Below are 25466 nucleotides of genomic sequence, written 5' to 3' on the forward strand. Positions count from 1 at the left end.
TTACTAATCAATCAACTCTAAATTTACGTTTACTTTGAAATGCTGGATAAATTCCACATCGGCAGAAATATCCCCAACGCCAGAACCAGAACCATGCCACCAATAATGACGATCATAATCGGTTCTATGGCGCTAGAGAGGTTTTTCAGATCGTAATCAACTTCACGCTCATAAAACAGCGCAACGTCCTCGAGCATGGTATCGACGGCACCAGTCTCTTCGCCAACGGCCAACATCTGCAGGACCAGTGGGGTAAACATGCCGGTCTGCGTTGCACTACGGGTCAGGGTATCGCCACGCTCAACGCCATTTCTGATCGATTCAATTTTCCCACCAACATATGAATTACCGACAGACCGAGAGGTAAACGCAAGCGCCTGGGTTAAAGGCACTCCAGCGCCAAAACTCATGTTAAAGGCCCGCGAAAAACGGACCAATGTCGAACGTAGAATTATATCACCCACTAACGGTAGTTTCAGCTTATAGCGATCCCACAGATAGCGCCCCTGCTCGGTTTTCAACGCCCGCTTTACGGCAAAAACAAACAAAAACACCACTCCAACAACAAGCGGCCAGTAGCTCAACATGAAACCTGACATACCGAGCAGGATTCTTGTGGCCAACGGCAGTTCCGCTCCCATACCGGCAAACACCTTCTCGAAGGCGGGAATGACAAAGAGACTGACAAAGATGATAGCAAAGAAAATCGCAATAATAACAAAGGTCGGATAACGCAGCGCCGCCTTAACCCGATTAATGGTATCTTTTTCCCGCTCAAAGTAGATTGCCAATTGCTGAAAAACGTCATCCAGCTTACCCGTTGCCTCACCGACCTGTACCAAGCGGCACAGCAATGGCGGAAACACCTTGGGATGACTGGCAAAGGCTCCGGACAGTTCCTGTCCACCCTCAAGATCATCAACCACGTCCGCGAGCGCGTCGCCCAGTGATTGGTTACGGGCGGTATCGACCAAACCACGCAGTGCCCGGGTCAGCGGCACACCGGCAGCGGTCAGTGTGTACATCTGGCGACAAAAGAGGATCAGATCATCAAGTCCGACTTTAGCCCGCCGATGCAATTTAAACCTTTGACCGAGCGGCAGGTCCTGCTCCCCGGCCGTCTCAACGATACTGATCGGAGTAACATCACTGGCCTGAAACTGATTGGCCAGCGCATCTGCCGAATTTGCTTCGGTCTGTCCCTCAAGCAGCTTGCCATCAGAATCCCTGGCTTTATAACGGTAATAAGGCATCGATTACTCTCTTACGCAGGAGTCGCTGGCGGTTCTTCAGCAGGTGCCGCATCGGCCTTTGGCTCCAGCTTGGCGCTCTCATCGATCTGCCCGCCAATCCTCAGGACTTCTTCCATACTGGTGACCCCGTTCAAAGCAAGAATCAGGGTATTTTCCGCCAGACTGCGGAAGCCAGGCTGCTGTTTCGCCAATTCGGCAAACGAGGCACTATCGTTACGGCGTAGAGCATTGGCCAGATCGAAGTCGATTTCCAATAATTCGAAGATACCGATCCGCCCAGAATAACCGGTGTTATTGCAAGAGGGACACCCCGCTCCAGTCATGTATTCAGCCGCCAGCAAAGGCAGCTTCATCCGGCCGGCATAACTCTGCAACCAATTACGACTGGCAGCATCAAGCTTATCAACCTTCTGGCAACTGGTACAAATCCTCCGGACCAACCGCTGAGCCAGAACCGCCCGCAACGAACTGGCAACCACATACCCCTCGGTTCCCATATCAACCAGGCGCAGAGCGGTACTGACCGCATCGTTGGTGTGCAATGTGGAAAGCACCAAGTGACCAGTCATAGCAGCACGCAGAGCAATGTCACTGGTTTCCTTATCCCGCATCTCACCGACCATGACGATATCGGGATCCTGCCGCAACCCGGCCCGCAGAACCCGAGCGAAATCCAAACCTATTTTCGCATGAACCTGCACCTGATTGATCCGAGGCAAACGATATTCAACCGGATCCTCTACCGTGATGATTTTCTTCTCTTCATGGTTTAGCTCGTTCAGGGCGCCGTAAAGGGTGGTGGTTTTACCACTACCGGTCGGTCCGGTTACCAGCACCAACCCGTTCGGGCGATGCAGCTGCTTACGGAATTTCTCCAGAATTTCCGGTGGCATGCCGACACTGTCCAGCTGGAGTATTCCACCCGACTGATCAAGCAGACGCATAACCACCGACTCGCCGTATTGCAGCGGCATGGTCGAAAGACGGATATCAACACTTTTACCTTTGACGCGGATATTGAAACGACCATCCTGCGGCAGGCGGCGCTCCGAGATATCGAGACCACAGACCAGTTTCAGCCGCGAAACGAGGGCCGCGGCAATGCGTTTTTCCTTCATCACCTGTTCGTGCAGAATGCCATCAATCCGTTGCCGGATCCGCAACACCTTTTCATCCGGCTCAATATGAATATCGGAAGCACCGACTTGGATCGCATCCTCAAACAAAGAGCGTAACAGCCGCACAACCGGAGCATCTTCAACATCCGCTTCGGCCAGCAACAAGTCGAGATTGCTGTCACCCAGCGACAGCTCTTCACCCAACTCTTCGGCAATACTGACAATTTCCTTGGTCCGCCGATAAACGATATCCAGAACCTTAAGTAGCTCCGCTTCGTTAACAACGGCAAGATTGATCGACCGTTTGAGAATTTTAGCCAGTTCATCATACGCGTGCAGGTCGGTCGGATCTGCCAGTCCAACCAACATCCGCTCACCCTCCATCGCCAGAGCAATACCACGGAATCTGCGCGCCGCAGTTTCTGGCATGAGGCGAACCGTATCGGGTTTGTAATTGTAATGCTTAAGGTCGATATAGGGTAAATTCAGTTGACTGGCGAGGAACTCGTGGAACTGTTGCGAGGTGACCAGGTTCAACTCAATAAGGGTATTGCCCAGCTTACCGCCGGTTTTCTTTTGCGCGGCCAGGGCTTGCATCAACTGCTCTTCAGTGATGACCCCACGGCGGACCATCAGATCGCCAATGCGGATTTTTTTTCGGGGGGCAGCCTGAGGAGTTGCTTTCGCTGGTACTTGTGGTGGTTCCTGTGCAGAAGCCATAATCTAACCTCAATAAAGATCCAGAGCTACAGAACCTGTAGCCGCTTTCGAATATAATCCTGCAGATCGGGGCGCAAACCCGGCAGGGAGAGTGCTTGCTGATAGGCTTTCGTCGCTCTGGCATAGTCTGATGACTGCTCATAGGAAATCGCCAACCCCATCCACCAAAGGGCTTCCCGGGGACGGTATTTAAGCAACTGAGTATAACTCTTCACTGCCGCTTTATAGTGACCACTTTCCTGATGCAACGCCGCTAGCAGGGCATGATATTCAAGATCACTGGCAACTTCCGGCTGTGGCTCCGAGAGCAAAATGTTAATCGCACCCTCCAACAGGCCATCCGCCAACAACTGTCGGGCATAATTCTTCCGCAGCGCGGCATTATCGGGATGCAATTGCAGGCCGAGAATCAGCAGCTTTTCAGCCTCGCCACCTCGTTGCAACTGCTGTAACAAGGCAACGAGTTGCAAACGCGCGTCAAACAAACTTGGCTGTAAACTCAGCACGTGCGTCAAGGTCGCCTCGGCGGCGTGGTAGTTCTCACGCCGTAACTGTTCAAGGGCGGATTGATAGGCCTGCTGAGCCTGTTCTTCGCGACTCTGTGACTGCTCTTTTTTACTCACCTTCTTGGTCGCAGCAACAATATTTTCTGCCGGCATCTCCGCCACCGCAACCTCAACAGCGGTACTGACCTGCGACGCAGAGTCATTGCCGGTGGTGGGCTGCTGGACATAGAGTTCTACCAGCAAACGATGACCGTGAAAGGGATCTGCCGACAACTCAAGAGTCTGAACCTTGAGTTTTTTGCTCGACTCAACCAGCAATTGCAAACTCTCTTTCCCTGGCTGCAGACTGAGCCGCTTAAGTAACGGGCCCTTCAAACGCGGAATGGTCAAGGCCGCCCGTACTCCTGATTTTTGAAAGCGAATACTGATCTTCTGACCAGCCCCCTCCTGGAACGACCAGTCATATTCTGGGAGTTGCTCAAATTCAAACATTAAACGGGCGGAACCCACCGTTTCCAGAACCCCTAAGTTTAATAAGGTCGAAGCAAAATTACCGGTCGCGACGCGAGTTTTAATTCTTGGCACCAGCACTTTTGCTGCCGCGGGCGATTTCTCAGCAACCGCTTCAGTTTCCTCTATCGGCGGGCCGGAAACCGAAGCGGTTTTTTCAGCCGGCACCAGCAGGCCCGGCTGAACAGCGAGCACCTTATCGACCGGTGCAGTCACCGCACCTGGCGGCCTGGATTTCGGCTGATAAACTGCTGAGGACTGAGGCCTTTGACTCGGCGTCACCGCAACCGGACGCGCATCGACGCTCTGTTTTTTTACAGCTTTAACAGGCGCAACATCCAAGGGTACGACCTCAGATTGCTTATTTTTCAACTCAGTCGCAACCGGTTGATTCGAATCTGAATAACTGGTGACCGCGGAAGTTTGTTGTTGGGCGCTTTTCTCTTCCAAGGCGGCGAATAATTCTTCCCCTCGAACGATGGCTATCCGCTGCGATTTGTCATCTGCAGGCACCAGTGTGATTTTGGGCTTGATTGCCAATTTATTTGCGGGAAAGAACTCTAACCCAAGCCAGACCAACCCGATCGCAAAGACCCCAACCACGGTAATAACCATAATTCTCCGCAAGGGCTTGTGCCCCTCGACAACCGTGGGGCCTTCACCGCTCGGCAATTGACGGCTTTCGGTTTTACGGCGCTTTTCCAAATCGCGCAGCATCTGGTTAATAAGACTCATAGCAACGCCTTCAGCAGCAGTAAAGTCAGCACTGCAACGACCATCAAGGCGCCAAATTCCAAGACGAAAGAGCTCTGTTTTGACTTCCGGGGAAAGGATTCCTCCGTCGTTGAATCTTTAATGGCCGCCAGCACCAGGCGTTTATCAATCTGTTGCTTGCCCTTACCATAAGCCGCGAGCATCGACTTGTGGGCCAGCAGATTAATCACCCGTGGCACCCCCTGGCTGGCCTTGTGCAACAAACGCACGGCGGACGGATGAAACATGCCAGACCCAGCGTAGCCAGCGACCCGCAGACGATGCTCAATATATCCGACAACTTCCGGCTGACGTAAGGTTGGCAAACAATAGGAATAGGTTATCCGCTGCCTGAGTTGACGTAAATCGGTCTGCCCCAAGCGCTGTTCGAATTCGGGCTGGGCGAAAAAGAAGATATGCAACAGCTTCTCCTTTTCCGTTTCCAAATTACTCAACAGCCGCAGCGCCTCCAAACTTTGCAACGGCATGGCCTGAGCTTCATCAATCAGAACCACCAGCGGACGATCCAGCTCACGCAGCCGAATCAGTTCTTCGAGAATGCGCTGATTCAAATGCTGAACCGTCGCCTCTGCAGGCACTTCGAGTTCCAGCTCGCTGACAATAGCCTGATACAGTTCCCGTGGAGTAAGCAGGGGGTTGGGCAGGTAAACGGTTGCACAATCGTTTTGCAGAACTTTCAGCAGCTGTCGACAAAGCAGGGTTTTGCCAGTGCCGACTTCGCCAACAACACGAACAAAGCCTTCGCCATTGCGCAGTGCAACCAACAGCACATTCAGAGCTTCCTGATGACCGCTGTAACGATAGTAATATTCAGTGTCCGGGGTCAGGGAGAAGGGTTTCTCCTTGAGACCGAAAAACGACTCATACATTATTTAAACCTGTCTTGAAATGACTTGTCACTGTCCTCGCCAATTGCGTTGGAACTGGGGAGCAATCTTGTCGATCCGCTGGCGTGAAGCTTCAAGAGTGGAGGTCCAATCACCTGGACTGTGGATGACTTGCGGCCTCAGCAGGATCACCAACTCGCTTTTCCGGGATCGCTCCCTGGTGTGACGGAACAACGAACCGATTCCAGGCAGAGAGCTTAATATTGGCACCCCAGCATTTTCGCTGATCGTATTTTCCTTCATCAGACCACCAATAACCACCAGCTGACCGCTTTCAGCATAGACGACACTATCTGACTCACGGACCGTACTGAATGCTAGCGGCAGGCTCTGCACTTCCCCACGAATACTGAACTGCTTGTTCTGGTCGACAACCTCGCTGACGGTCGGATGGATATGCAAGGTAATGCCCCCTTCGTTATCGATCTGCGGGGTCACGTCAAGAGCGATTCCAGAGAAAAATGGCGTTAAGGTAATATCTGTCGTGCTATTGGTGGTGGTTCCGGTGGTGGTATCGCTGGAGATATCAGTAACAAAGAATTCATCAGAGCCGACCTTAATAACGGCTTTTTGATTATTAACCGTGGAGATCCGCGGACTAGACAGGACCTGCACATCCCCCTGGGTTTCGAGCAGTTCAATAAAGGCCGTGAAATCATTAAAATTTAAAGCAAGCCCGAAAACGCCGCCAAACACCGACGACTGTATGGCGGCTGGAAGCGCACCAAGAACGTTGTCCTCAGTAAACGAAATATTCCCTTCGTCAAAGATTCGCCCGCCACCAACCTGACCGCCGACAGCGCCCTTGCCATCCGCATCCGAAGCCATAGCGACCCAGTTTATTCCGGATTGGAACCCATCGGAAAGACTGACTTCGATCACCTTCGCCTCGATCACGACCTGTCGCTGCAAATTGTTCTGAATGGTCTGCAGGTAGTTCCCGACCATCTGCAGTTCGTCCGGCATTGCCACCACCACCACGACACTGGCCTGCGGTTGAACAACAACCTTGCGCCCGCCTTCACTGCCAACCAGGCTCTGTATGGCGCGTTGCAACTCGCTCCAGAAATCCGCCGTCGATTCAGTTTCAATGCTGCTGCCGGTGACCGTTTTAGAGGTACTGGTTGAGGTCTCTTCAGAACCATTGTCGCTGCTATCAACCTCAGAGACTTGCCCGGAACTGACCCGGGTCTGCGATGTGCCCCGGCGGATCATGTTGATATAGTTCACCTGAAAAGTCTCGGCCCGCAGACCGATCGGCATCACTTGATAGATGCTGCCAGTTTTAAAATAGGGATAGCCATAAACGTTATGAATCACCTCGAGGACTTCTTCAACTGTGGTGTTTTTCAGATCGATGTTGATTTCCCCGCTAACGTCAGGGTGCACAACCATGTTGACCCGACTACCTTCAACCAGGCTAATAAAAAACTCGCGCGCCGGAACCTCGCTGGCGGCGATATCAAACGTCGCTGGTTCTACAGCCTTGGCAGTAGCACTGAGCCGCTGAGCAGCCGGAATCAGCGCCGAACGGATTTCCCGGGGAGGTGGTGGAGGCGTTACCCGAGCCGGCGGTTGCGTCGTCGAAGAAACCAATGATTGATTAATCGATGCCAGAGCCTCTCCACCGCGCGGTGCCGGGGCGCACCCGACAAAAGACGAAAGACCAATCGCAAGTACAGCGAATAGCCCGGAGATTTTCAGCACCGACAATTTCACGGATGACTCCCTTTCGTGACATCCAGAAACGAGGATGCCTTCTTCAAACCGGTTCCTGCCCGGCGCAATACAATCTGTTTCTGTTTGCTCTGCAACAACACCTCGCCCGCTTCGATCTTGATCAGCTTATAGCCCTCAAACAGATCCCCAACCTGCATCGACTGGCCATTGATAATGGCGACGGAGCGTTCAGCGGAAATCAATACGCCACTCAACCGCCAATCCAGACGCTGCTGCTCGGCGCCGCTATCAACTGCCTGCTCGGCAACCGGTGCCTGGTAGCGTATCGGGCGTAGTGGATCTTTCAAAACATCCGCCGCTGCAACCAACATCGGACCGCACGTCAGTAACACCAACAAACAGCAGAGAAATCTTTTACCCACCGATCCACCCCCTGGCCAAACTCAAAGTATAGACCTGCAGACGAACCTTGGCCTGCGGATACTGTTGGGTTTCAATTTCCAACTCTTCCCAAACCATGCTCTGGGGCATCTCCTCAAGGGTCTTCAAGTAAGCCAGTGTGGCCAGATAATCGCCGACAAATTCAAGCCGCAGCCGGTGGCGGTATAAAACTGGGGACAAAGAGTCATCGCCTACCGGTTCCTTAACTTGCAAGGTTTCTGCCGGTAGATTTTCCAAGCTGAGCAGCTGCAACTTCTGCTGTCGCAATAAAAGGTCCTTTAGCAGCTGCGGCATATCCTTAGGCGAGACCAGATTGACGACATTTCCTTCCAACTGCCGACGGACATCCGCAATATCAGTCTGCAGCTTCTCTAGGATCTGGCGATTCTCACGATCGGGATCAAAATCCTTACGCGCCTGAATCAACATCTCCTGGGTCGAAAGTTCGATCATTGCGATGTCGATTTCTGCGGCTTGCTTGCGGGCGTTTTTCTTGCGCAGACCAAGAGAGCTCATCACCGCTGTATCCCAGATGAAAAACAGGACAACCAACAGACAAACCAACAACAATACCCGCTCACGCAGAGGGCGTTGCTCATACCACTGCAACAGATCTTGCAATGTCCCAAGCCGCTTCATGGCTGCCCCACCGGCAACGATTCGAGGCTAAAGTCAACCTGCCCCGGCTGCTCCTGCAAACGGGCCAGTTTCAAACGGGAAAAAACCTGTCCCGCCAAAACCCCTTTTTCGCCAAGCGATTCAAGATACTGTGGGACCAATTCCGGGCGTACGGCACTGCCATCTAGGGCGATATTACGGCCACCGTCAGCAAGCTGAATCCTGCGTAGCCAAACCCCTTGCCGCTGATTGCGCGCCAGACCGTCAAGCAACTGCAGAATGCCGTCATTGCCCGCCTCTTCACGAACGGAGAAATAGCCGAGCAGTTGTTTTTGCTCTTCCAGCAGATCTCTGCTTCGCTGAATTTCTTCCTCAAGCAAAGCGTTTTTCTGCCGTTGCGGGTATTGTTCTTCTAGGGCAGTAATAGTCGCAATCTTCGCTGTCTGCTGTTTCTGTAAGGCAGCCAGACGCTGACTGGCTCCACCCGTCTGTCGATAACCGAGCAGGCTCAGCACAGTCAACAAAGCGATAAACAACAGTAAAATCAGCCCAACCTGCCGCGCGCGCAACGGCTCCCGTTTATCAATCAGAACAGCTTGATACAGATTGACCTGCTGGCGCATCAACTCCCCTCCCAGCGCAACGCGCCACCGATAGCCAACAAATGACGATTCAGGTCCAACTGCACGCTGTCCTCAGGCACCGTCAGCACGGACGCAAAGCTAAACGGCTCAACTTGAGTTGTGAGATAATCATTCAGGTAGCTGTTGACCGCTGTGATCTCACGTTCGGTCTGAGCAATCAACAACCGCGAGACCATCGGCAAACGGAAAGTACTCTCGCAATAATCGAAGGTGCGCTGAACTTCCAGAACAATAGTGTCTAGTTGTTCCGTCAACGCTTCATAGTCGCCATCGGCATAAGGAATCAGGTCGTTCATCCCGGATGTCAGATAGCGGGTCAGATAGTGTACGCCTTCGCGGACGATGGTCAGCATGCCACCGTCAGCCTGAAGATACAAAATCGCCGTACCACGGGCATCAGCGACAAACAGTTCGGCAAGATTGCGTAACGCGAACTCCGGTGTATCGATGGCCAGCGGCTGCAACTCTGCTTCCTGCAGGAGATCGATCCGTTCACGCAACAGGCTCTGCCTGGCGGCGACAACATAAGTCAGCGGGTTATTGTCGCTACCGAAAGGTGCGACATCAAAGACATCAACAACGGCCTCTTCTACCGGGAATTCAAGCAATTCACGAATCGGCCAGCGTGCAGCTTCACGGCGCTCTCCGGCTGGGAGCTGGGGCAACTCAACTTGCATGAGTTGGTAAAATCCGGGAGCCAAAACGGAAACGACGCTGTAATCCTGCAGCTGTCGCAGACGAACCAGACGCTTGAGTGCTTCAAGAGAGGACTCTGTCTCTTCAGAAGACTCCCAACTAACCGACTGCAAAACCGGCTGCTCACCCTTAGCGCGCAGAACGCAGGCAACACTGCTCCCAGAGCGCTCCTGACAGGCCCCGACAAGCACTCCACTCCCCTTGTTTTTTTTAGCCCAAAAAACCAGTTTTTCCTCCACTAACCTTTGCTTTTTTTGAGCATACTAATATTACACAAAAGTTACATCTATTATAGCTTAATAAGCAATAAAAAAAAGGGTGGCACGGGGCCACCCTTTTCTTAGCTAAAGTTTCTAACCATATGAAAGATGTCGAATTTTTTCAAAGTTTCTCCGCTTGCTCCGCCAGATAAGAAGCAACTCCCTGACCATCGGCAACCATCGCCTGATCACCTTTATTCCACCCGGCAGGACAAACTTCGCCATGTTTTTCATGAAACTGCAACGCATCGACCATCCGCAACATCTCATCGATATTGCGCCCCAAGGGCAAATCGTTAACCACCTGATGACGAACAACCCCCTTCTGATCGATCAGAAATGAACCGCGAAAAGCTACCCCGGCGGCATCAAACTCGACATCGTAAGACCGGCAGATTTCATGCTTAACATCTGCAACCAACGGGTACTTCACCTCACCGATACCACCTTCATTAATCGGCGTATTTCTCCAGGCGATGTGCGTATATTGGGAATCGATGGAACAACCTATAACCTGTACGCCCTTCTCTTCAAAATCGGTGATCCGACGACTGAAAGCAATCAACTCCGTGGGGCAGACAAAGGTAAAATCGAGGGGATAGAAAAACAGAACAATATATTTCCCCTGAAATTCGGCAAGACTGAAACTCTCGTTAATCGATCCATCAGCCATAACGGCAGCTGCGGTAAATTCCGGGGCTTTTTTTCCGACGAGAACGCTCATTGGCCAAACTCCTTTACATATCGACAGGGGAATATATTTGCTGCGTTGATTGACGCTAGTCTATCTATTCAGCAACGCCTGTCAAGGAAAAGGTGACCGTTTTGGTCATTTTTTGCGACTGCGCGGATGGGCCCGATCATAGACTTCAGCCAGATGGGCAAAACTAACCTTGGTATACTTTTGCGTGGTTGAAAGGGAGGCGTGACCGAGCAATTCCTGAATGACTCGCAAATCGGCGCCGGCATCAAGCAGGTGGGTGGCAAATGAATGCCGCAGGGCATGGGGGGTGACGTCAGTCGGCAAGCCGAACAGCAACAAACGTTTTTTCAGATTGCGCTGGATGCTGCGCGCCGTTAAACGTCCGCCCCGCAGGTTAACAAACAGGGGATCTGCGACGGCAGTTGGCCCCAACTCGTCAAGATAAGCCTGCAGCGCAGAGCATGCCTGGCGCCCAACCGGCAGGAGCCGCTCCTTACCACCCTTACCCAGCACCAGGACCGAAGACTCGACTAAATCAACAGAACCGATATCGAGCCCCGTCAGCTCACTAACGCGCAATCCGCACGAGTAGGTCAATTCGAAAATCGCCAGGTCGCGCAAGACCAATAACCGTTTCCCCGGCAAAGGTCGATCCAGCAACTGTCCGGCTTGCTCGGCGCTCAAGACTTTCGGTAAATACTGCTCACGTTTTGGCGTTGACAAGGCATCCGCAGGGGACGTCGACAACAAACCTTCGCGGACCAGAAAACGAAAAAAAACGCGGATCGACGAAAATTTGCGGGCAATACTGGTGCGACCACAACCTTGATGCAAGTCAGCCAGATAACGCCTAAGCAGTAGCAAATCAATCCGTCCCAACCACTCGCTGGCAGGCCCATAAAATTCGGGCTGCTGCTGCAAAAAAAGTTGAAACTGTTGCAGATCACGCAGGTAGGCCTCTATGGTCCGCGATGATAGGTTCCGCTCGACCGACAGGTGCTCTTTAAATCGTTTCAGCAGTTGTTCCATCACCCCTCGCGGAATTGCTGGCAAAAGCAACCTGATCAATGGCGGATCGATTGACGCTTATCAGGGAGCATGGCATAATCGGGCATCTATATTGAGGCCTTTCCGGGAGCTATAAAAATTCCCCCTCCAGCCCCCCCCAAAAAAGGCCGCTTTTAAATTCATCAGGAGAGAGTCATAGTTATGTGGTGTTTCCTATCAACCCTAATTCTGAGCTTATTTGTCGCCTTCGTCCTTCTCAACCTGCTGGTTGTCATTTTGACTTATAGCATGTGCTGGTACGAGTATGCCAACGCTGACCCGCAATTGCTCGACAATAGATTTCGCTGCCGCACGGCGCGCATGGTCCTTTCACTCGTTGCCCAGGAAACATTTTTCAATGTTCTCACCCTGCTGATCGTCCCTTTCGGACTTTTCAATCCACGCAAGCACGCCCAGTCCCGAGGCGAAACCCCGATCTTACTTCTACACGGACTGTTTAATAATCGCGCCAGTTGGTTCTGGTTTAAATGGTCGCTGCGCAAACAAGGCTTCAAAAACATTGCCACCATCAATCTCTCGTCATGGCACAACGAGGAGGCCCTCACCGAACTGGTGGCAAAAAAGGTCGATGAGTTACGCCACCGACTCGGGGTCGATAAAGTCCACCTGGTCGGACACTCAATGGGTGGCATTATTGCCCGCAACTACATTCAACTGCGTGGCGGTGCGGACAAAGTCGACAGATGTGTCTGTCTTGGCTCGCCCCATTCGGGATCCAAACTAATCCCCTTTGCAATATCCCCCCTCGGCAGGGTCCTGGTTCCAGGCTCCGACTTTCTACGCCGCCTCAATGAGGCCCCGGTGCCGGACAACATCAAAATGACCAACATCTTCACCCGCAAAGACAATATGGTCGTGCCAAATGCCAATGCACAACTGTCCTGGGGTGATGCCGTTGAACTGGACAACATGGGGCACACGGCACTGATCTACCGCCAAGCGGCCCTGGCTGCAGTCTGCGGTGCCCTGCAAAAGCAGCCGACACAATGATTCACGAACTGCAAGTGACAACAGAAATGCAGGTTCAACTCTGCGATGTAACCACCGAAGTACAACGAGTGATCTCCGCTTCGGGCATCAAAGAGGGGCTGGCGCTGCTGTTTGTCCCGCACACAACGGCAGCTGTAACCATCAATGAAAACGCCGATCCCGACGTCGCGATAGACATGCTCAATGGCCTCAGCCAATGGATTCCGATGCACAACCAATATCGACACCGGGAAGGGAACAGTGCCGCGCACATCAAAAGCAGCCTGATCGGCGCCAGCGAACAGCTCATCATCCGCAACGGCAAACTCTTACTCGGCACCTGGCAGGGAATCTATTTCTGTGAATTTGATGGCCCCCGATGCCGAAAACTACAGCTCAAATTGATCGAAGGCTAACAACCTGTGACGACAAATTCCAGCTCAGCTGCCCACCGCGTATCGCTGCAAGCACGCAGCAATTACGATCCAGCGGCCATCAAAACCAGCATTGAGCTACTGCTCGAACCCCTCGGCGGCATGCGGCAGTTTGTCAAACCGGGGCAACGGGTCCTGATCAAACCCAACTTGCTCTCAGGAAAAGTCCCGGAAAAAGCTGTCACCACCCACCCGGAAATCGTCCGTGCGGTGATTGAACTGGCACAGGAGGCGGGCGGGATTGTCAGTGTCGGTGACTCTCCAGGCATCGGCACGGCAGAAAATGTAGCGCGCAAATGCGGCATTCTTGAGATTGTCGAAGCGACCGGAGCACGTTTTACTACCTTCGAAGAATCGGTCAAGATCCGTCCGGGAGGCGGAACATTCCACGAACTGGAGGTAGCACAAGAAATCCTCAACGCTGATGTTATCATCAACCTGCCGAAACTAAAAACCCACCAGATGATGGGCCTGACCTGCGCGGTAAAAAATATGTTCGGTGCGGTTGTCGGCTTGCGCAAACCCCGTCTGCACTTGCAGGCGGGAACCGATAAGGGCTTTTTTGCCCTGATGTTACTGGAGTTGTGCGAGCAATTGTCCCCGGCGCTGCATATCGTTGACGCGGTGGTTGGTATGGAAGGGGAAGGTCCCGGCAACGGCGATCCGGTACTGATCGGTGCGCTCCTGGCTGGCAGCAACGCCCAGGCCATCGATACGGTCGCCACTGAACTGGTCGGCATGCAGCCACATCAGGTTTGGACACAGCAAAAAGCGCTCGACACCGGCCGCCCCTACACCCGTCTCGAACAACTGGAACTGCTGGGCACGCCACTTCGAGAGCTGCAAATCAGCAACTTCCACCCGGCAAAGATGACTGACGTCACCTTTGGCCTCACAGGCCCACTGAAAAAACACCTGAAACACTCGATTACTGCACGGCCAGCTGTCGATGCGACCCGCTGCAAACTCTGCAACGACTGTGTCACCTACTGTCCACCGGAAGCAATGAAGATCGAAGCCGGTCAATTGCGGATCGACTATGAACGCTGCATCCGCTGTTTCTGCTGTCAGGAACTTTGCCCGCACGGGGCGCTATCGACCAAACAAGGACTACTGCTGCGGCTACACAGTTTATTTCGCGGGGAGCCTTAGCGAAAAAGATTCGAAACTTTCTGGGCTACCAGACTAAGTTGAAGAATGGGTGGGTTACGCGCACAGGTCGTAACCTGTGCGCTAAAAAAAACGACAACGGGCGTCCCGACAAAAAACGCCCCTCCTGTAAATTGCGTCAATCGGCCTTCTCTCCCATTGCTGCACAATGGGGGCAACCATCAACGCTGTGCAACGTCATATCCTCTTCAAGATATCTTAACGCATCATTCAAACTTCCGACCTTGCCGCCAAAACCGGTTTGAAAACGTTGCGCCATCTCTTCATCCTCAAACGTTAACATCGACGGGCGGCAACAAGGGCTGGCAACGCTCCCCATGACAAAAAAGGAATGCTGCGCCGAATGCAGCTTGCCGGTAAGATAGTCGGCGGTCAGAGCCATCGCCACCCGGTCGCCCAACATCAAGTGCGCGGAGATCCCACAGTGCGGACAACAGGCAACCTTCTGCTCACCGTTTTTCAACGTCAACGTATAGAGCAGTTGCTGGCTGGGCGGACGATAACAAATCAGGCAACTCCCTTGCTCCAGTCGCGTTTCGTAGCGACCGTCCCGATCACGCACCAGCTTCTCGATTCGTGCCGCACCGCCGTGGATCCGCTTCAACACCTGTCGCTGTTCGAGCAGATCCAGGTCACGGTGAATCGTCATCTTTGAAACACCAAAACGGGTCACCATTTCGGACAGGCTCAAGGTACCCTCTTCTTCCAGCCAGATAAGTAACTCTTTACGTCGTTCCGTCGATTTCATAGTCAGCCTTGTTAACAAAACAAAAAAAGAAGTTCAAGCCGCAGCAGAAAGCAAGAAGGGGAACGCGGCCATGATGATCGGGGAGAAAGTATCACCAAACAAACATAAATGCCAGTATTTTTGTTATCGAAACAACAAGGACAAAAAAAAGAGCCGACACCTTTACAGGTCGGCTCTTCCAACAACGATAAATATTATTTATTGCCTGATCAAGCAGTCCTAGCGAACCTGGACCACTTCTTTGACTTCAGGAATGTTTTCCATCAGAGTTTTTTCAATTCCCATTTTCAGGGTCATGGTCGACATCGGACAGGAGCCACATGCCCCTGTCAGCTTAACACTGACAATTCCTTCTTCGCTAACATCAACCAGCTCGACATCGCCGCCATCGGCCTGCAATGCGGGACGGACCTGGTTCAGGACTTCTTGAACACGTTCTTTCATCGGATGTTCCTCCATTTAATATGTGGTTATGTGTTTGCAGTATAGCGCCCCTAGACTGGAGCAAGCAAGCCAGCGGGAATTAAAACATCCCAGGCGGCATGCTGATATCTCGAATTCGACGCGCGCAGAGCAGATCCGCAGCTTCAACCCCCTTACCCTGCACCAAAACCTTGAAGCTCTCTCCCATTCCACCGTCCGGCATGATCAGGTTTTTCAATGTCATCCGCAGGGCCTGCGCTTTTTGCGGATCGGTTTCCTGCACCTGCAGTTCCATCAGCGCCTCAATAAAACCGAGCCCCATCAGAAACCGATATTGTTCGCCGAAATATAGGGTTTCCAAACCGTGCTGCTCACCAATTTTTTGCAGAGCGGTGAAATCGATATGTGCAGTAATATCCTGACAGCCAAGGCGTTGATATGGGTTTTCGTTCGACTGGTGTTTATGGTAGCAGAGCAGTGTCCCGTTCCGGCGAAACGGAGCAAACAGTTCCTCTGCCGGGTAACCGTAGTCGATAGTCAAAACGAATCCACGCTCAATGACCTCGGCGACCCCACGCATCCACTCGAGAGCCTGCAGGTTAACTTCGCCACGATTCCCCTCCAGCAAACTGCTACCAACCAACGAAAAATAATCTTCGATAGCAGGATTGGACAACGGCCGGACCTCTTCGACGAAACCCTCTTCGCCGTTAACAATAAAGATCTCCTTAAATTCACCATCGCGCTTATCGAGCAAATGAACAGGAAAGGCATCGATCAATTCATTGCTGAGAAAACAGCCCTGCATCCCCTGCAGGTCAGCGAGAGAACACCAACCCACCCGACCGGCATCAACGTGCCGCTGCAGATTTCCGGCCTGACCACGTTGATGGTCGGGACTGATTTCGACAATCCGGTAATTCAGCTGTTGATAAAACTCTGGCGCGTCGGCAGCCAGCGCGTCAAGAACATCAAGACACAGATGCCCTTCTCCCGCGCCCTGTTCAGCAATCGTGAATTCCCCCTGTCCAAGCAACTGCCACATCTGTTCGAGTTGGCGCGCAACGAGTCGGCCGAACAACGAGTGGACGCTGGACGAGGTAAAGAAATCACCGTCTTTACCGATCCGGGTGCGAGAGGTAGTGTAATAGCCATAGTCAGGGTGATAAAGACAGTGCTCCATAAAGGTGGCAAAGTTGACCCCGCCTTCGGCTTCAATCTTCTTGCGCAGCAGTTCGACCAATTCTGATTTTTCCTCAACCACAGTCATCATCTCCATACTCGCTCGTCTAAAGTTTAAGGGCGCGATTATAGCCAGCTGCCCCAGTAAAAACAAGAGCCCTTTAGTGGCAGGATATCCCGCCCCAAAGGCAAACAAAGACAAACCACCAGCAAACAGAACAAACACATTTACCAGAGAGGCAAAAACGCCGGAAGTACAGGAAATTATCGGCTTTATACGACGGCAAACTCACGACTCTTGAACTTGACAGAAAATCATGCCATTATGACCTGCTGTAAACGATGAGGAATTATTCACCGCTTTAGATTGGCTTACTTTACATGGTAATGGATCGAAATCTGGCCCTTGAGCTTGCTCGGGTCACAGAATCGGCAGCCCTGGACTCTGGACGTTGGGTCGGCAAAGGGGATAAAATTTCTGCTGACGCTGCTGCAACCGAAGCGATGCGGCGCACCCTTGGGGCGATGAAAATCAACGGGGTTGTCGTCATCGGCGAAGGGGAAATGGACGAAGCACCGATGCTCTATATCGGTGAGGAGCTCGGTTGTGGCGCTGAAGGCGAGTGCGAGATGGACATTGCCGTCGACCCCCTGGAAGGAACCACGATCTGTTCCAAGGGCACCAACGGTGCCATCGCCACCATCGCCCTGGCACCACGTGGCGGCTTTCTGCATGCCCCTGATATGTACATGGATAAAATAGTCACCGGCCCAGATGGCATCGGCGCGGTCGACATGCAAAAATCAGCGGGCGAAAACGTTATCGCCTTAGCTAAGGCTAAAAACTGCTCGCCTCAGGACCTGATGGTGGTCTTACTCGACAGGCCACGCCACGACAAGGCAATTGCCGAGATTCGCAAGGTCGGTGCCCGCATCCAACTGATCTCTGACGGTGATGTTGCGCCAGCGGTTGCCTCAGCCATCGAAGGCAGTGGCGTCGACATGATGCTTGGCGTCGGAGGAGCCCCTGAAGGAGTTCTGACGGCGGCAGCGATCAAATGCCTTGGCGGTTTCATGCAGGGCCGACTGGTTTTCATGACCGAAGAGGAACGAATTCGAGCCCGGAGCATGGGCGTTACCGATTTCGACAAGATCTACACGGCGGAAGAGATGGCCAAAGGTGAGGTTTTTTTTGCGGCAACCGGAATTACCAACGGTGAATTGGTTCGCGGCGTTCGCTATTTTTCCGGCGGCGCAAAAACTCACACGGTGGTGATGCGTTCCAAAAGCCGTACGGTCCGGTTTCTTGAAACTATCCATTATTTCGATCACAAACCAGGCTTCAATGCTGGCAAATAACGTCCATAACTGATCGACAACACTGTACGAATTGGAGAGAATTAAAATATGGCGATCATTACCATCTCCCGAGAAATGGGTTGCGGCGGCATTCCAATAGTAAATCAAATAGCAGAAGAACTCGGTTACACCCTCGTTGATGGTGACGCTATCAAGGATGTGGCCTCCAAATACGGCCTGACAGCTGAAAGCCTGCAGCAGGTCGACGAAAAACCACCCGCCTTCGTTGAGCAACTTGATCGGCAAATCGAATTAGATATGAGCCGCATCCAGTTGATCGTACTTGAAAAAGCCCTCAAGGGGAATGTCGTTATCTATGGCCGCGGAGGCCAAGACCTGCTTCCCGGCATTGGCAGTGTTTTCCGGGTTCGGGTCATCGCTCCGTTTGAAGATCGGGTGGAACGCTGGGCTGAACGCGAGTGGATCGATCCCGACCTGGCGCGCTCTCTGGTGCGTAAAAGTGACCAGCAGCGAGCCGGATTCATCAAATATTACTTTGACCGTAACTGGAGCAATCCGATCGAATACGATATGGTGATCAATACTGCGCGCTTGTCAAACGAGACTGCGGTCAAACTGATCGCCGAAGGTGTCCAGGACCAGAATCTGGTGGAAAAAAAGAGTGCAGCAAAATTCAAGCTGAAAGACCTGATCATCCAGAAAAAGATCCAGATTGCCCGCCTTGCAGATGAACGGATCCAGGACATCTGGTTCAATATTGACGTAAAAGACGGCCACGTCACCCTTTCTGGTCATGTTTACAGTGAGGCTGAGCGTCAAGCGGCAATAGACGATGCACAGCAGGTTGAGGGAATTGTCGGGATAACAGACAACCTCAAAATTGTTGGCTATCGCAACAACCCGCAGGATCATTAAGTCCGGGTAAAAACAAGCGTAAATAAAACGCCGGCCACTGCCGGCGTTTTGCATAGCAAATATAAGTAAGGAGAACGGGATAATGGCAGGACACAGCAAATGGGCCAACATCAAGCATCGCAAAGGGGCCCAGGACGCCAAGCGCGGAAAAATCTTCACCAAAATGATCAAGGAAATCACCGTGGCAGCGAGAATCGGCGGTGGAGATCTGGAAACAAATGCGCGACTACGCTTAGCCATCGACAAAGCCAAACAAGGCAACATGCCAAAAGACAATATCGACCGGGCGATTAAAAAGGGAACGGGCGATCTGGATGGTGTCACCTACGAAGAAGGATCCTTCGAAGGCTACGGGACAGCGGGCGTTGCCGTCATTGTCGAATTCATGACCGACAATCGCACCCGTACCGTCGCCGAGGTTCGCCACGCCTTCAATAAGTACGGCGGCAGCCTCGGAGTCAGTGGCTCGGTGGCCTTCATGTTCGACCGCAAGGGGCAAATCATCTTCGATGCTGAAAATGATTTTGAGGTCATTTTTGAAGCGGCTCTCGAAGCCGGTGCCGAAGACGTAAAAGAAGAAGACGGCATCATTGAAGTTGTGACCGACCCGGCTGATTTTGAAAGCGTCAAAAATACCCTGGAAGATCAAGGTTTGAAATCTCAATCGGCAGAAGTGACCATGATTCCGCAGACCATGACCATGGTTGAGGGCAAATCAGCAGAAACGCTGATGAAGATGATTGAGGTTCTGGAGGACAACGATGATGTCCAGAATGTCCACGCCAACTTCGATATCTCCGACGAGGAGATGGAAAAGCTCATGGGCTAACGCCCACGAAGCGGAAGGAAAAAGATAAAGACCCACGGCAAGCTTTTATCTTTTTTCCTCACTCTCACATTATGCGAATACTCGGCATCGATCCAGGCAGCAAAGCGACCGGCTACGGTTTCATCGAACAGCAGGGCAACCGTCTGATTCATCTGGATAATGGTGCTATTTTTACCCGCAGCAATGATGCCCTCCCTTTGCGCCTGCAGCAGATCTACAGGCAACTGTGCCAACTGATCGAACAACATCGTCCGGATGCCGTCGCCGTTGAACAGATTTTCATGGCCCGCAATCCGGCCTCGGCCCTAAAGCTGGGGCATGCTCGTGGGGTCGCCTTACTGGCCGGTATCAACGCCGATCTCCCGGTGGCCGAATACTCGGCGCTGCAAGTCAAAAGTGCCGTGGTCGGTTATGGTCGGGCCGGGAAAAGTCAGGTGCAACAAATGACCCGCACGCTGCTGAATCTTCCGGAAATCGCTCAAGAGGATGCTGCCGACGCTTTAGCCGTCGCCATCTGCCACGCCCACAGTCATCACCTGGCCAAACAGATTAACCAGTCCAGTTCACAACAACAAAGGATCCGTCGATGATCGCACTACTCACAGGGGAACTGGCGCAACGCAGTCCGGAACAGATTATTCTTGTTGTCGGCGGGGTTGGCTATCGGCTTCAGATCCCACTCTCGACCTTTTATGCCCTGCCGGAAAGCGGCCAAGTTCAGTTACGTGTCCATACCCATGTCAAAGAGGACGCCATCAACCTGTTTGGCTTCTTAAGTGATGCAGAAAAAGCTTTATTCGGCTTGCTTATTTCCGTTTCCGGGGTCGGACCAAAACTGGCCATTACCATCCTCTCGCATATCCCTACCGGCGAACTCGCCATGGCCCTGTGCCAGGGAGATGCATTGCGTTTAACGGCAATTCCAGGAATCGGCAAAAAAAGCGCCGAACGACTGGTGCTCGAATTAAAAGACAAGGCGACAAAGTTTGCCCTCGAAGGCACACTGCCAGCAACTGACAGTCCACTGGCCGGCAACGAGGACAGCCATCAAGATGTCTTGTCAGCCCTGGTCAATCTGGGCTACAAAGAATCACTGGCACGCAAAACTTTAGGTCATCTGAACATTGCCGCAGGCGCTTCCCTGGAAGAGACCCTCAAGGCAGCCCTGAAGATCCTTATCAAATAGAGGAAGAGACTGATGAGCGAGCGACTGATCGCTGCCGACCCCTTACCCGAAGAAGATCATTACGAAACAGGTCTGCGCCCGCGCACCCTGCAGGAGTATGTCGGCCAGAGTAAGGCCAAACTGAACCTGCAGGTCTTTATTGATGCCGCCCGCAAGCGGCAGGAAGCCCTCGACCACGTCCTGTTTTTCGGCCCCCCGGGGTTGGGGAAGACCACCTTGGCCAATATCATCGCCCAGGAGATGGGTGTCAGCATAAAAAGCACCTCCGGCCCGGTGATCGAAAAAGCCGGCGATCTGGCCGCGGTATTGACCAACCTCGAAGAGGGGGATGTGTTGTTCATCGATGAAATTCATCGCCTTTCCCCGGTGATCGAAGAAATCCTCTACCCGGCCATGGAGGACTATCAGCTCGACATTATGATCGGCCAGGGCCCCTCTGCCCGCACCATCAAGCTCGACATCCCACATTTCACCCTGGTCGGTGCGACCACCCGAGCAGGATTGCTTTCGTCTCCGTTCCGCGACCGGTTCGGCGTCATCAGCCGTCTCGAGTTCTACTCTAATGCGGAGCTGACAACGATCGTCAAGCGCAGTGCCGGCATCCTCAACATCCCGATTGATGCCAAAGGTGCCAGCGAGATCGCCCGCCGCAGCCGAGGAACGCCACGAATCGTCAACCGCCTTCTCCGGCGGGTGCGTGATTTTGCCGAGATCGAAGGCAATGGCGTCATTACCCATGAGCTGGCAGACCACTCCTTAAAACGGCTTGAAGTTGACAATCAAGGTCTCGATTTTATGGATCGCCTGCTGTTGCTGTCGATCATCGACAAGTTTTCCGGCGGCCCGGTCGGACTCGACACCCTGGCAGCGGCAATCGGCGAAGAGCGTGACACCATCGAAGACGTCATCGAGCCCTACCTGATCCAACAGGGGTTCCTCAACCGGACTCCACGCGGACGGGTCGCCACAGAACTCTGTTACCGGCATTTCCAAAGAACTCCCGCTAGTAAAGGTTCGAATGGCAGCCTTTTCGGCTGACCGAATGACACTGATGACGCATCCCGAGCTGCAAAAATTTGCCCAGCAACTATCGGTCTGGACCGAACTGATTATCGAAAATGGCCGCACGCCGTTTCGTCGGGTGGACCTTTACCCAAAAATCCACACAGACCAGGGCGTCCTGCAGCCTCCGTTAGTTTTCTGGATTAATCGTCAAAGCATGATGGCCGGCGCTATCATGTTGCTTCCAGAACAAGATATCGAACTTGAGTTGGAGCATGGCCGCAGCTGCTGTGAAGCCCTCGGTTTAAAGCATTTTGTCACCTGGGAAAGCGATCAGGTCCGGATCTGGCAACAGGACAGTGACGGCATTCACCAGCATCAGCAGTTCAGCTTTAAACATGCCGAGCACCCGGATAGTTTTCGCCACCTGCTGGGGGATGTTCTGGAAGCACTCAAACTGCTGGCCGTCATCGGGCTGGTACCCTCGACCGAGCTTTCCCCCCACTATCTCCACAACCTGTTTCAAACCGCTCTCGACCTCGCGTTGCCGGCACAGGTGAATAGCTATCGCAGCCAACGTGCAGATGAAGAGCTGAGCACAGCCGAAGACGCCGACCAACTGGCGAACGAAGCCAACCGCCTGCTGTTACTGCAGCTGCTTAGCCTTGCCTGGCACCAGCAATTACCGTCAGCAATCCTGCCGGAAAAACTTGAACGCGCGATTCAACTTTCGTTACCGCAACTTCCAGAGACGCTAAAACAGACGCTGACCCTCAGCATAACAAGCACGCCACCAGCGCTGCCATACGAGACAGCTGTTTGCTTCCACCATCTTCTTTTGCGCCTCCGGCAGCTGTCATGGCGCCAATCGGAGCAGCGTGCCATGACCAGCATTCAGTTACTCATTAATGGCTGGGCCCCAGAGCAGCAGACTCCGCAAGCAACTGCAGATGTGCATCTTTATCCACAAAGCCCCGTCCTCAGCCCAACAACACAACTGATTCTTTCCGACTCCCCATCACTTTTAGCGGCAGCAAGTCTCTTGCAAGACCTGTCACAGCAGCCACAAAAAGAGTTGGTCCACGGCAACCTGTTTAAGCTAGACTTCGGTCTTCTCGTCCGCCGATCGATCTGTGGACTGCTGAACAACCCGCGACTTTTGTCGCGCGAAGAACGTCACCAGTTTACAACTTTATTTCGCACCTCATGGCCCAACCGGAGGTTTCGCATTGCCGGGGACAAACCTCTCTGGTTCTGGGAACTCATCCACCTGCTCGGCTTAAGCAAAGATCAGAAAACACTGCACCTGACCCTGCCCCGCACAGTCATAACAAGCGCAGTTGATGAGGCTTTCTGGTCGCTACTGTTAGAAAGTTATTCGCTACAAAAAGTGACTGACCTGGGAGACCAGCTCATCATTCTCGAGCTGATCCCTGAGGCCGGACTGGAAACTCCGCCCAGCGTGGTCCTGGCTAACGAAACGAGAACCCTGGTCGTCACGACAGAGACATCCTTTTTACGCAACCAACTGCTGCTGGCCCTACAACTACCCACTGAAATCTTCCAGTTGCTGGGCAGCAAACTGGTCTGGCCAAACGATGAAGTGCTAGACGAAACGGCACTGTCAGGGCTGCAGTTTTTCACGCAAAGCCGCCTGTGGAAACGATTTGAGCAAATTCTAAACAGCAACCCTGCGACGCCCCAGGAAGACGACCGGCAAGATGCAGCATGGCCTCGCCCTGACATCCTGCATCTGAATGAGCTGGCCAGAGAACAAACAACCGTAACCAAGAAGCAGGCGATCGATCCCGATCAATTGCTGGCCGAACTGCTGCAAGTGCCGACGCTTGCAACGCTTGAGATGGCAGAACAAACGCGCACCAGAAGCGCGGCAAACCCCAGAAACTCGGACAAGGACCTTCTGGACGAGCTTGCCCAGCAACTACAAAGAGAAGGGGTCCCAACGTTTCCCGATAAGTACCTCTATTTTCTGGAGCAGCCCGAGATGGCAAATTACCACTTCACACCGCCATTAATCAAAACAAGCGAACTCCTCGGTGAAATCGAACTTGAGGATGCCGCCGGGCAAAGGATGCTGATTTATGGCGAAGAGTTGGCCAACGCCCTGCTGCTCTGTTCAGAGCTTGGAAAGCCCGAGGTTGAACTACCGACTGACCGCCAGCAACTGCTCATGCTGCAACAACACTACTGGAAAGACATGCTGTCGTTACACAAGCAACTTAACAACCGTTGCCATAATCGCCTGAAAAGCTCCAAGGCAGCCAACAAACTAACCAAAAAAGTATGGAAAAAGCTGAACCTGCCGAAACTTCCATAAGATTATCTCCATGTATACACCAGAGGGCAATTGACAGCCGCTGCTCTTTGCGCCATGCTGCCAATTCCCAATATCGCTCACACTCACCCTGGAGCCTTTTCTTATGCGGATTCTCTTGCATATCTGCTGTGGCAACTGTGCCATCTATCCAGTGAAAGTTTTGCGCGAGCAAAATCATGAGCTGACCGGTTTTTTCTACAATCACAATATCCACCCTTATCAGGAATTCAGCCGACGCCTGGCAACCACCCGTGAATATGCTGACAATGTTGAACTGCCTGTCATCTATAACGAAGAGTATCGTCTTGAAGAGTTCCTTGCTGCAGTTGCTCTCGACCCGAAAAATCGCTGTGAATTTTGCTACCGTTCACGACTCCAGGCGACGGCCAAAGAGGCACATCGGTTAGGCTTCGAGGGCTTTACCACGACCCTGCTCTACTCGCGCTATCAAAAACATCAGGATATCGTTGATTTTGGCCGTCAGCTTGGCGAGGAGTACGACCTGTACTTTCACTATGAGGATTTCCGTAGCGGCTGGAATGAAGGCATTCGGATCTCCAAGGAGATGGGACTCTATCGCCAGCAGTACTGCGGTTGCATCTACTCTGAAAAAGATCGCTACGCTCCTAAAAAAACAGCCAATTGATTTTTAAGAAACTTTTTTTGACGCACTTTATATCAATTGAACAAGTTGCAGAAGCTGCTATAATTTTTACAGGTTTTTCAATTTCACTTGCAGCATTCAGGGGAGCCGAGCATGCTTGAAATTATCGAGAAAACTCTACTTGCGGGAATCGGGGTCGTATCTTTAACGCAAAAAAAAGCCGAAGAACTCATAGATGATCTAAAAGAGAAGCTCAATCTAACTGAGGATGAAGGCAAAAAGTTGCTGGAGAAACTACAGGATGCCGCCAAAGAAAACCAACAGCGTCTCGAAGACCTGGCCCGAGAAGAGGTCAAAAAGGCCTGCGAACGGATTGGCGTCGTCACCGAAGAGGACTTTATCGGCCTGAAGAAAAAAGTTACAGACCTGGAAAAACAGCTAAAAGCACACAACAAATAAATCAGCCGA

The 25466-nt window shown here is 52.5% G+C and carries 26 protein-coding genes; 12 read left to right on the forward strand and 14 right to left on the reverse strand.

Annotation, left to right across the window (positions count from 1 at the left end):
* Positions 1–29: 29 nt before the first annotated feature.
* From ACZ5PT_RS19760 to ACZ5PT_RS19810, 11 genes are all read right to left on the reverse strand, one after another.
* Positions 30–1253 carry a type II secretion system F family protein gene (locus tag ACZ5PT_RS19760; RefSeq protein ID WP_464264730.1) on the reverse strand — a complete coding sequence of 408 codons (1224 nt, stop codon included), beginning with the start codon at positions 1251–1253 and terminating at the stop codon, positions 30–32.
* Between the two features lie 11 nt (positions 1254–1264).
* Positions 1265–3091, reverse strand: a complete 1827-nt coding sequence (locus tag ACZ5PT_RS19765; protein ID WP_464264731.1) for a GspE/PulE family protein — start codon at positions 3089–3091, stop codon at positions 1265–1267.
* A gap of 26 nt (positions 3092–3117) precedes the next feature.
* A complete protein-coding gene (locus ACZ5PT_RS19770) occupies positions 3118–4842 on the reverse strand; it encodes a tetratricopeptide repeat protein (protein WP_464264732.1) in 1725 nt (574 codons plus the stop codon).
* Positions 4839–5750: an ExeA family protein gene (locus ACZ5PT_RS19775; protein WP_464264733.1), complete on the reverse strand. Its 912-nt coding sequence runs from the start codon at positions 5748–5750 to the stop codon at positions 4839–4841. Before ACZ5PT_RS19775 ends, ACZ5PT_RS19770 begins: the two co-directional genes overlap by 4 nt.
* Positions 5751–5777: 27 nt before the next feature.
* Positions 5778–7487 carry a pilus (MSHA type) biogenesis protein MshL gene (mshL, locus tag ACZ5PT_RS19780; protein WP_464264734.1) on the reverse strand — a complete coding sequence of 570 codons (1710 nt, stop codon included), beginning with the start codon at positions 7485–7487 and terminating at the stop codon, positions 5778–5780.
* On the reverse strand, positions 7484–7870 hold the full coding sequence (locus ACZ5PT_RS19785; protein WP_464264735.1) for a hypothetical protein: 387 nt from the start codon (positions 7868–7870) through the stop codon (positions 7484–7486). Before ACZ5PT_RS19785 ends, mshL begins: the two co-directional genes overlap by 4 nt.
* Positions 7863–8528, reverse strand: a complete 666-nt coding sequence (locus ACZ5PT_RS19790) for a hypothetical protein (RefSeq protein ID WP_464264736.1) — start codon at positions 8526–8528, stop codon at positions 7863–7865. Before ACZ5PT_RS19790 ends, ACZ5PT_RS19785 begins: the two co-directional genes overlap by 8 nt.
* On the reverse strand, positions 8525–9130 hold the full coding sequence (locus ACZ5PT_RS19795) for a PilN domain-containing protein (RefSeq protein WP_464264737.1): 606 nt from the start codon (positions 9128–9130) through the stop codon (positions 8525–8527). Before ACZ5PT_RS19795 ends, ACZ5PT_RS19790 begins: the two co-directional genes overlap by 4 nt.
* Positions 9130–10038, reverse strand: a complete 909-nt coding sequence (locus ACZ5PT_RS19800) for a hypothetical protein (protein ID WP_464264738.1) — start codon at positions 10036–10038, stop codon at positions 9130–9132. The genes ACZ5PT_RS19795 and ACZ5PT_RS19800 overlap by 1 nt, the downstream gene beginning before the upstream one ends.
* 190 nt (positions 10039–10228) lie before the next feature.
* Positions 10229–10831 carry a peroxiredoxin gene (locus tag ACZ5PT_RS19805; RefSeq protein WP_464264739.1) on the reverse strand — a complete coding sequence of 201 codons (603 nt, stop codon included), beginning with the start codon at positions 10829–10831 and terminating at the stop codon, positions 10229–10231.
* A 105-nt stretch (positions 10832–10936) separates the two neighbouring features.
* Positions 10937–11839: a tyrosine recombinase XerC gene (locus ACZ5PT_RS19810; protein WP_464264740.1), complete on the reverse strand. Its 903-nt coding sequence runs from the start codon at positions 11837–11839 to the stop codon at positions 10937–10939.
* A 180-nt stretch (positions 11840–12019) separates the two neighbouring features.
* Between ACZ5PT_RS19810 and ACZ5PT_RS19815 the strand changes: the two genes are divergently transcribed.
* From ACZ5PT_RS19815 to ACZ5PT_RS19825, 3 genes are read left to right on the forward strand one after another with little or no spacing between them, the layout of a single operon-like run.
* Positions 12020–12868, forward strand: a complete 849-nt coding sequence (locus ACZ5PT_RS19815; protein ID WP_464264741.1) for an alpha/beta fold hydrolase — start codon at positions 12020–12022, stop codon at positions 12866–12868.
* A complete protein-coding gene (locus tag ACZ5PT_RS19820; RefSeq protein ID WP_464264742.1) occupies positions 12865–13263 on the forward strand; it encodes a secondary thiamine-phosphate synthase enzyme YjbQ in 399 nt (132 codons plus the stop codon). Before ACZ5PT_RS19815 ends, ACZ5PT_RS19820 begins: the two co-directional genes overlap by 4 nt.
* 6 nt (positions 13264–13269) lie before the next feature.
* Positions 13270–14433 carry a DUF362 domain-containing protein gene (locus ACZ5PT_RS19825; protein WP_464264743.1) on the forward strand — a complete coding sequence of 388 codons (1164 nt, stop codon included), beginning with the start codon at positions 13270–13272 and terminating at the stop codon, positions 14431–14433.
* A 136-nt stretch (positions 14434–14569) separates the two neighbouring features.
* On the opposite strand, the gene ACZ5PT_RS19830 is transcribed toward ACZ5PT_RS19825, so the two are convergent.
* From ACZ5PT_RS19830 to ACZ5PT_RS19840, 3 genes are all read right to left on the reverse strand, one after another.
* On the reverse strand, positions 14570–15199 hold the full coding sequence (locus tag ACZ5PT_RS19830; protein WP_464264744.1) for a DeoR family transcriptional regulator: 630 nt from the start codon (positions 15197–15199) through the stop codon (positions 14570–14572).
* Positions 15200–15418: 219 nt separating this feature from the next.
* Positions 15419–15643, reverse strand: coding sequence for a NifU family protein (locus ACZ5PT_RS19835; RefSeq protein WP_464264745.1), 225 nt, complete (start codon positions 15641–15643; stop codon positions 15419–15421).
* A 79-nt stretch (positions 15644–15722) separates the two neighbouring features.
* Positions 15723–16901 (reverse strand): class I SAM-dependent methyltransferase, encoded by a 1179-nt coding sequence (locus ACZ5PT_RS19840; RefSeq protein WP_464264746.1) that lies wholly within the window; start codon positions 16899–16901, stop codon positions 15723–15725.
* Between the two features lie 290 nt (positions 16902–17191).
* Between ACZ5PT_RS19840 and glpX the strand changes: the two genes are divergently transcribed.
* The 9 genes from glpX (at position 17192) to ACZ5PT_RS19885 (ending at position 25457) form a co-directional block, all read left to right on the forward strand.
* Entirely contained in the window at positions 17192–18163 is a 972-nt protein-coding gene (gene glpX, locus ACZ5PT_RS19845) for a class II fructose-bisphosphatase (RefSeq protein ID WP_464266775.1), read from the forward strand.
* A gap of 48 nt (positions 18164–18211) precedes the next feature.
* Positions 18212–19039: a cytidylate kinase family protein gene (locus tag ACZ5PT_RS19850; protein ID WP_464264747.1), complete on the forward strand. Its 828-nt coding sequence runs from the start codon at positions 18212–18214 to the stop codon at positions 19037–19039.
* A gap of 82 nt (positions 19040–19121) precedes the next feature.
* Complete coding sequence (locus tag ACZ5PT_RS19855) at positions 19122–19868, forward strand: YebC/PmpR family DNA-binding transcriptional regulator (protein WP_464264748.1); 747 nt, start codon at positions 19122–19124, stop codon at positions 19866–19868.
* Positions 19869–19939: 71 nt separating this feature from the next.
* Positions 19940–20458 carry a crossover junction endodeoxyribonuclease RuvC gene (ruvC, locus tag ACZ5PT_RS19860; RefSeq protein ID WP_464264749.1) on the forward strand — a complete coding sequence of 173 codons (519 nt, stop codon included), beginning with the start codon at positions 19940–19942 and terminating at the stop codon, positions 20456–20458.
* Positions 20455–21054, forward strand: a complete 600-nt coding sequence (ruvA, locus tag ACZ5PT_RS19865) for a Holliday junction branch migration protein RuvA (RefSeq protein ID WP_464264750.1) — start codon at positions 20455–20457, stop codon at positions 21052–21054. Before ruvC ends, ruvA begins: the two co-directional genes overlap by 4 nt.
* A 12-nt stretch (positions 21055–21066) precedes the next feature.
* Positions 21067–22092: a Holliday junction branch migration DNA helicase RuvB gene (ruvB, locus tag ACZ5PT_RS19870; RefSeq protein ID WP_464264751.1), complete on the forward strand. Its 1026-nt coding sequence runs from the start codon at positions 21067–21069 to the stop codon at positions 22090–22092.
* 4 nt (positions 22093–22096) lie between these two features.
* On the forward strand, positions 22097–24394 hold the full coding sequence (locus ACZ5PT_RS19875; RefSeq protein ID WP_464264752.1) for a hypothetical protein: 2298 nt from the start codon (positions 22097–22099) through the stop codon (positions 24392–24394).
* Positions 24395–24497: 103 nt separating this feature from the next.
* On the forward strand, positions 24498–25040 hold the full coding sequence (locus ACZ5PT_RS19880) for an epoxyqueuosine reductase QueH (protein WP_464264753.1): 543 nt from the start codon (positions 24498–24500) through the stop codon (positions 25038–25040).
* 111 nt (positions 25041–25151) lie between these two features.
* The gene (locus tag ACZ5PT_RS19885; protein WP_464264754.1) at positions 25152–25457 is read left to right on the forward strand and encodes a phasin family protein; all 306 of its coding nucleotides are present in this window, start codon (positions 25152–25154) and stop codon (positions 25455–25457) included.
* The last annotated feature ends 9 nt before the right edge of the window (positions 25458–25466 follow it).

This window comes from Desulfuromusa ferrireducens (assembly GCF_055389805.1).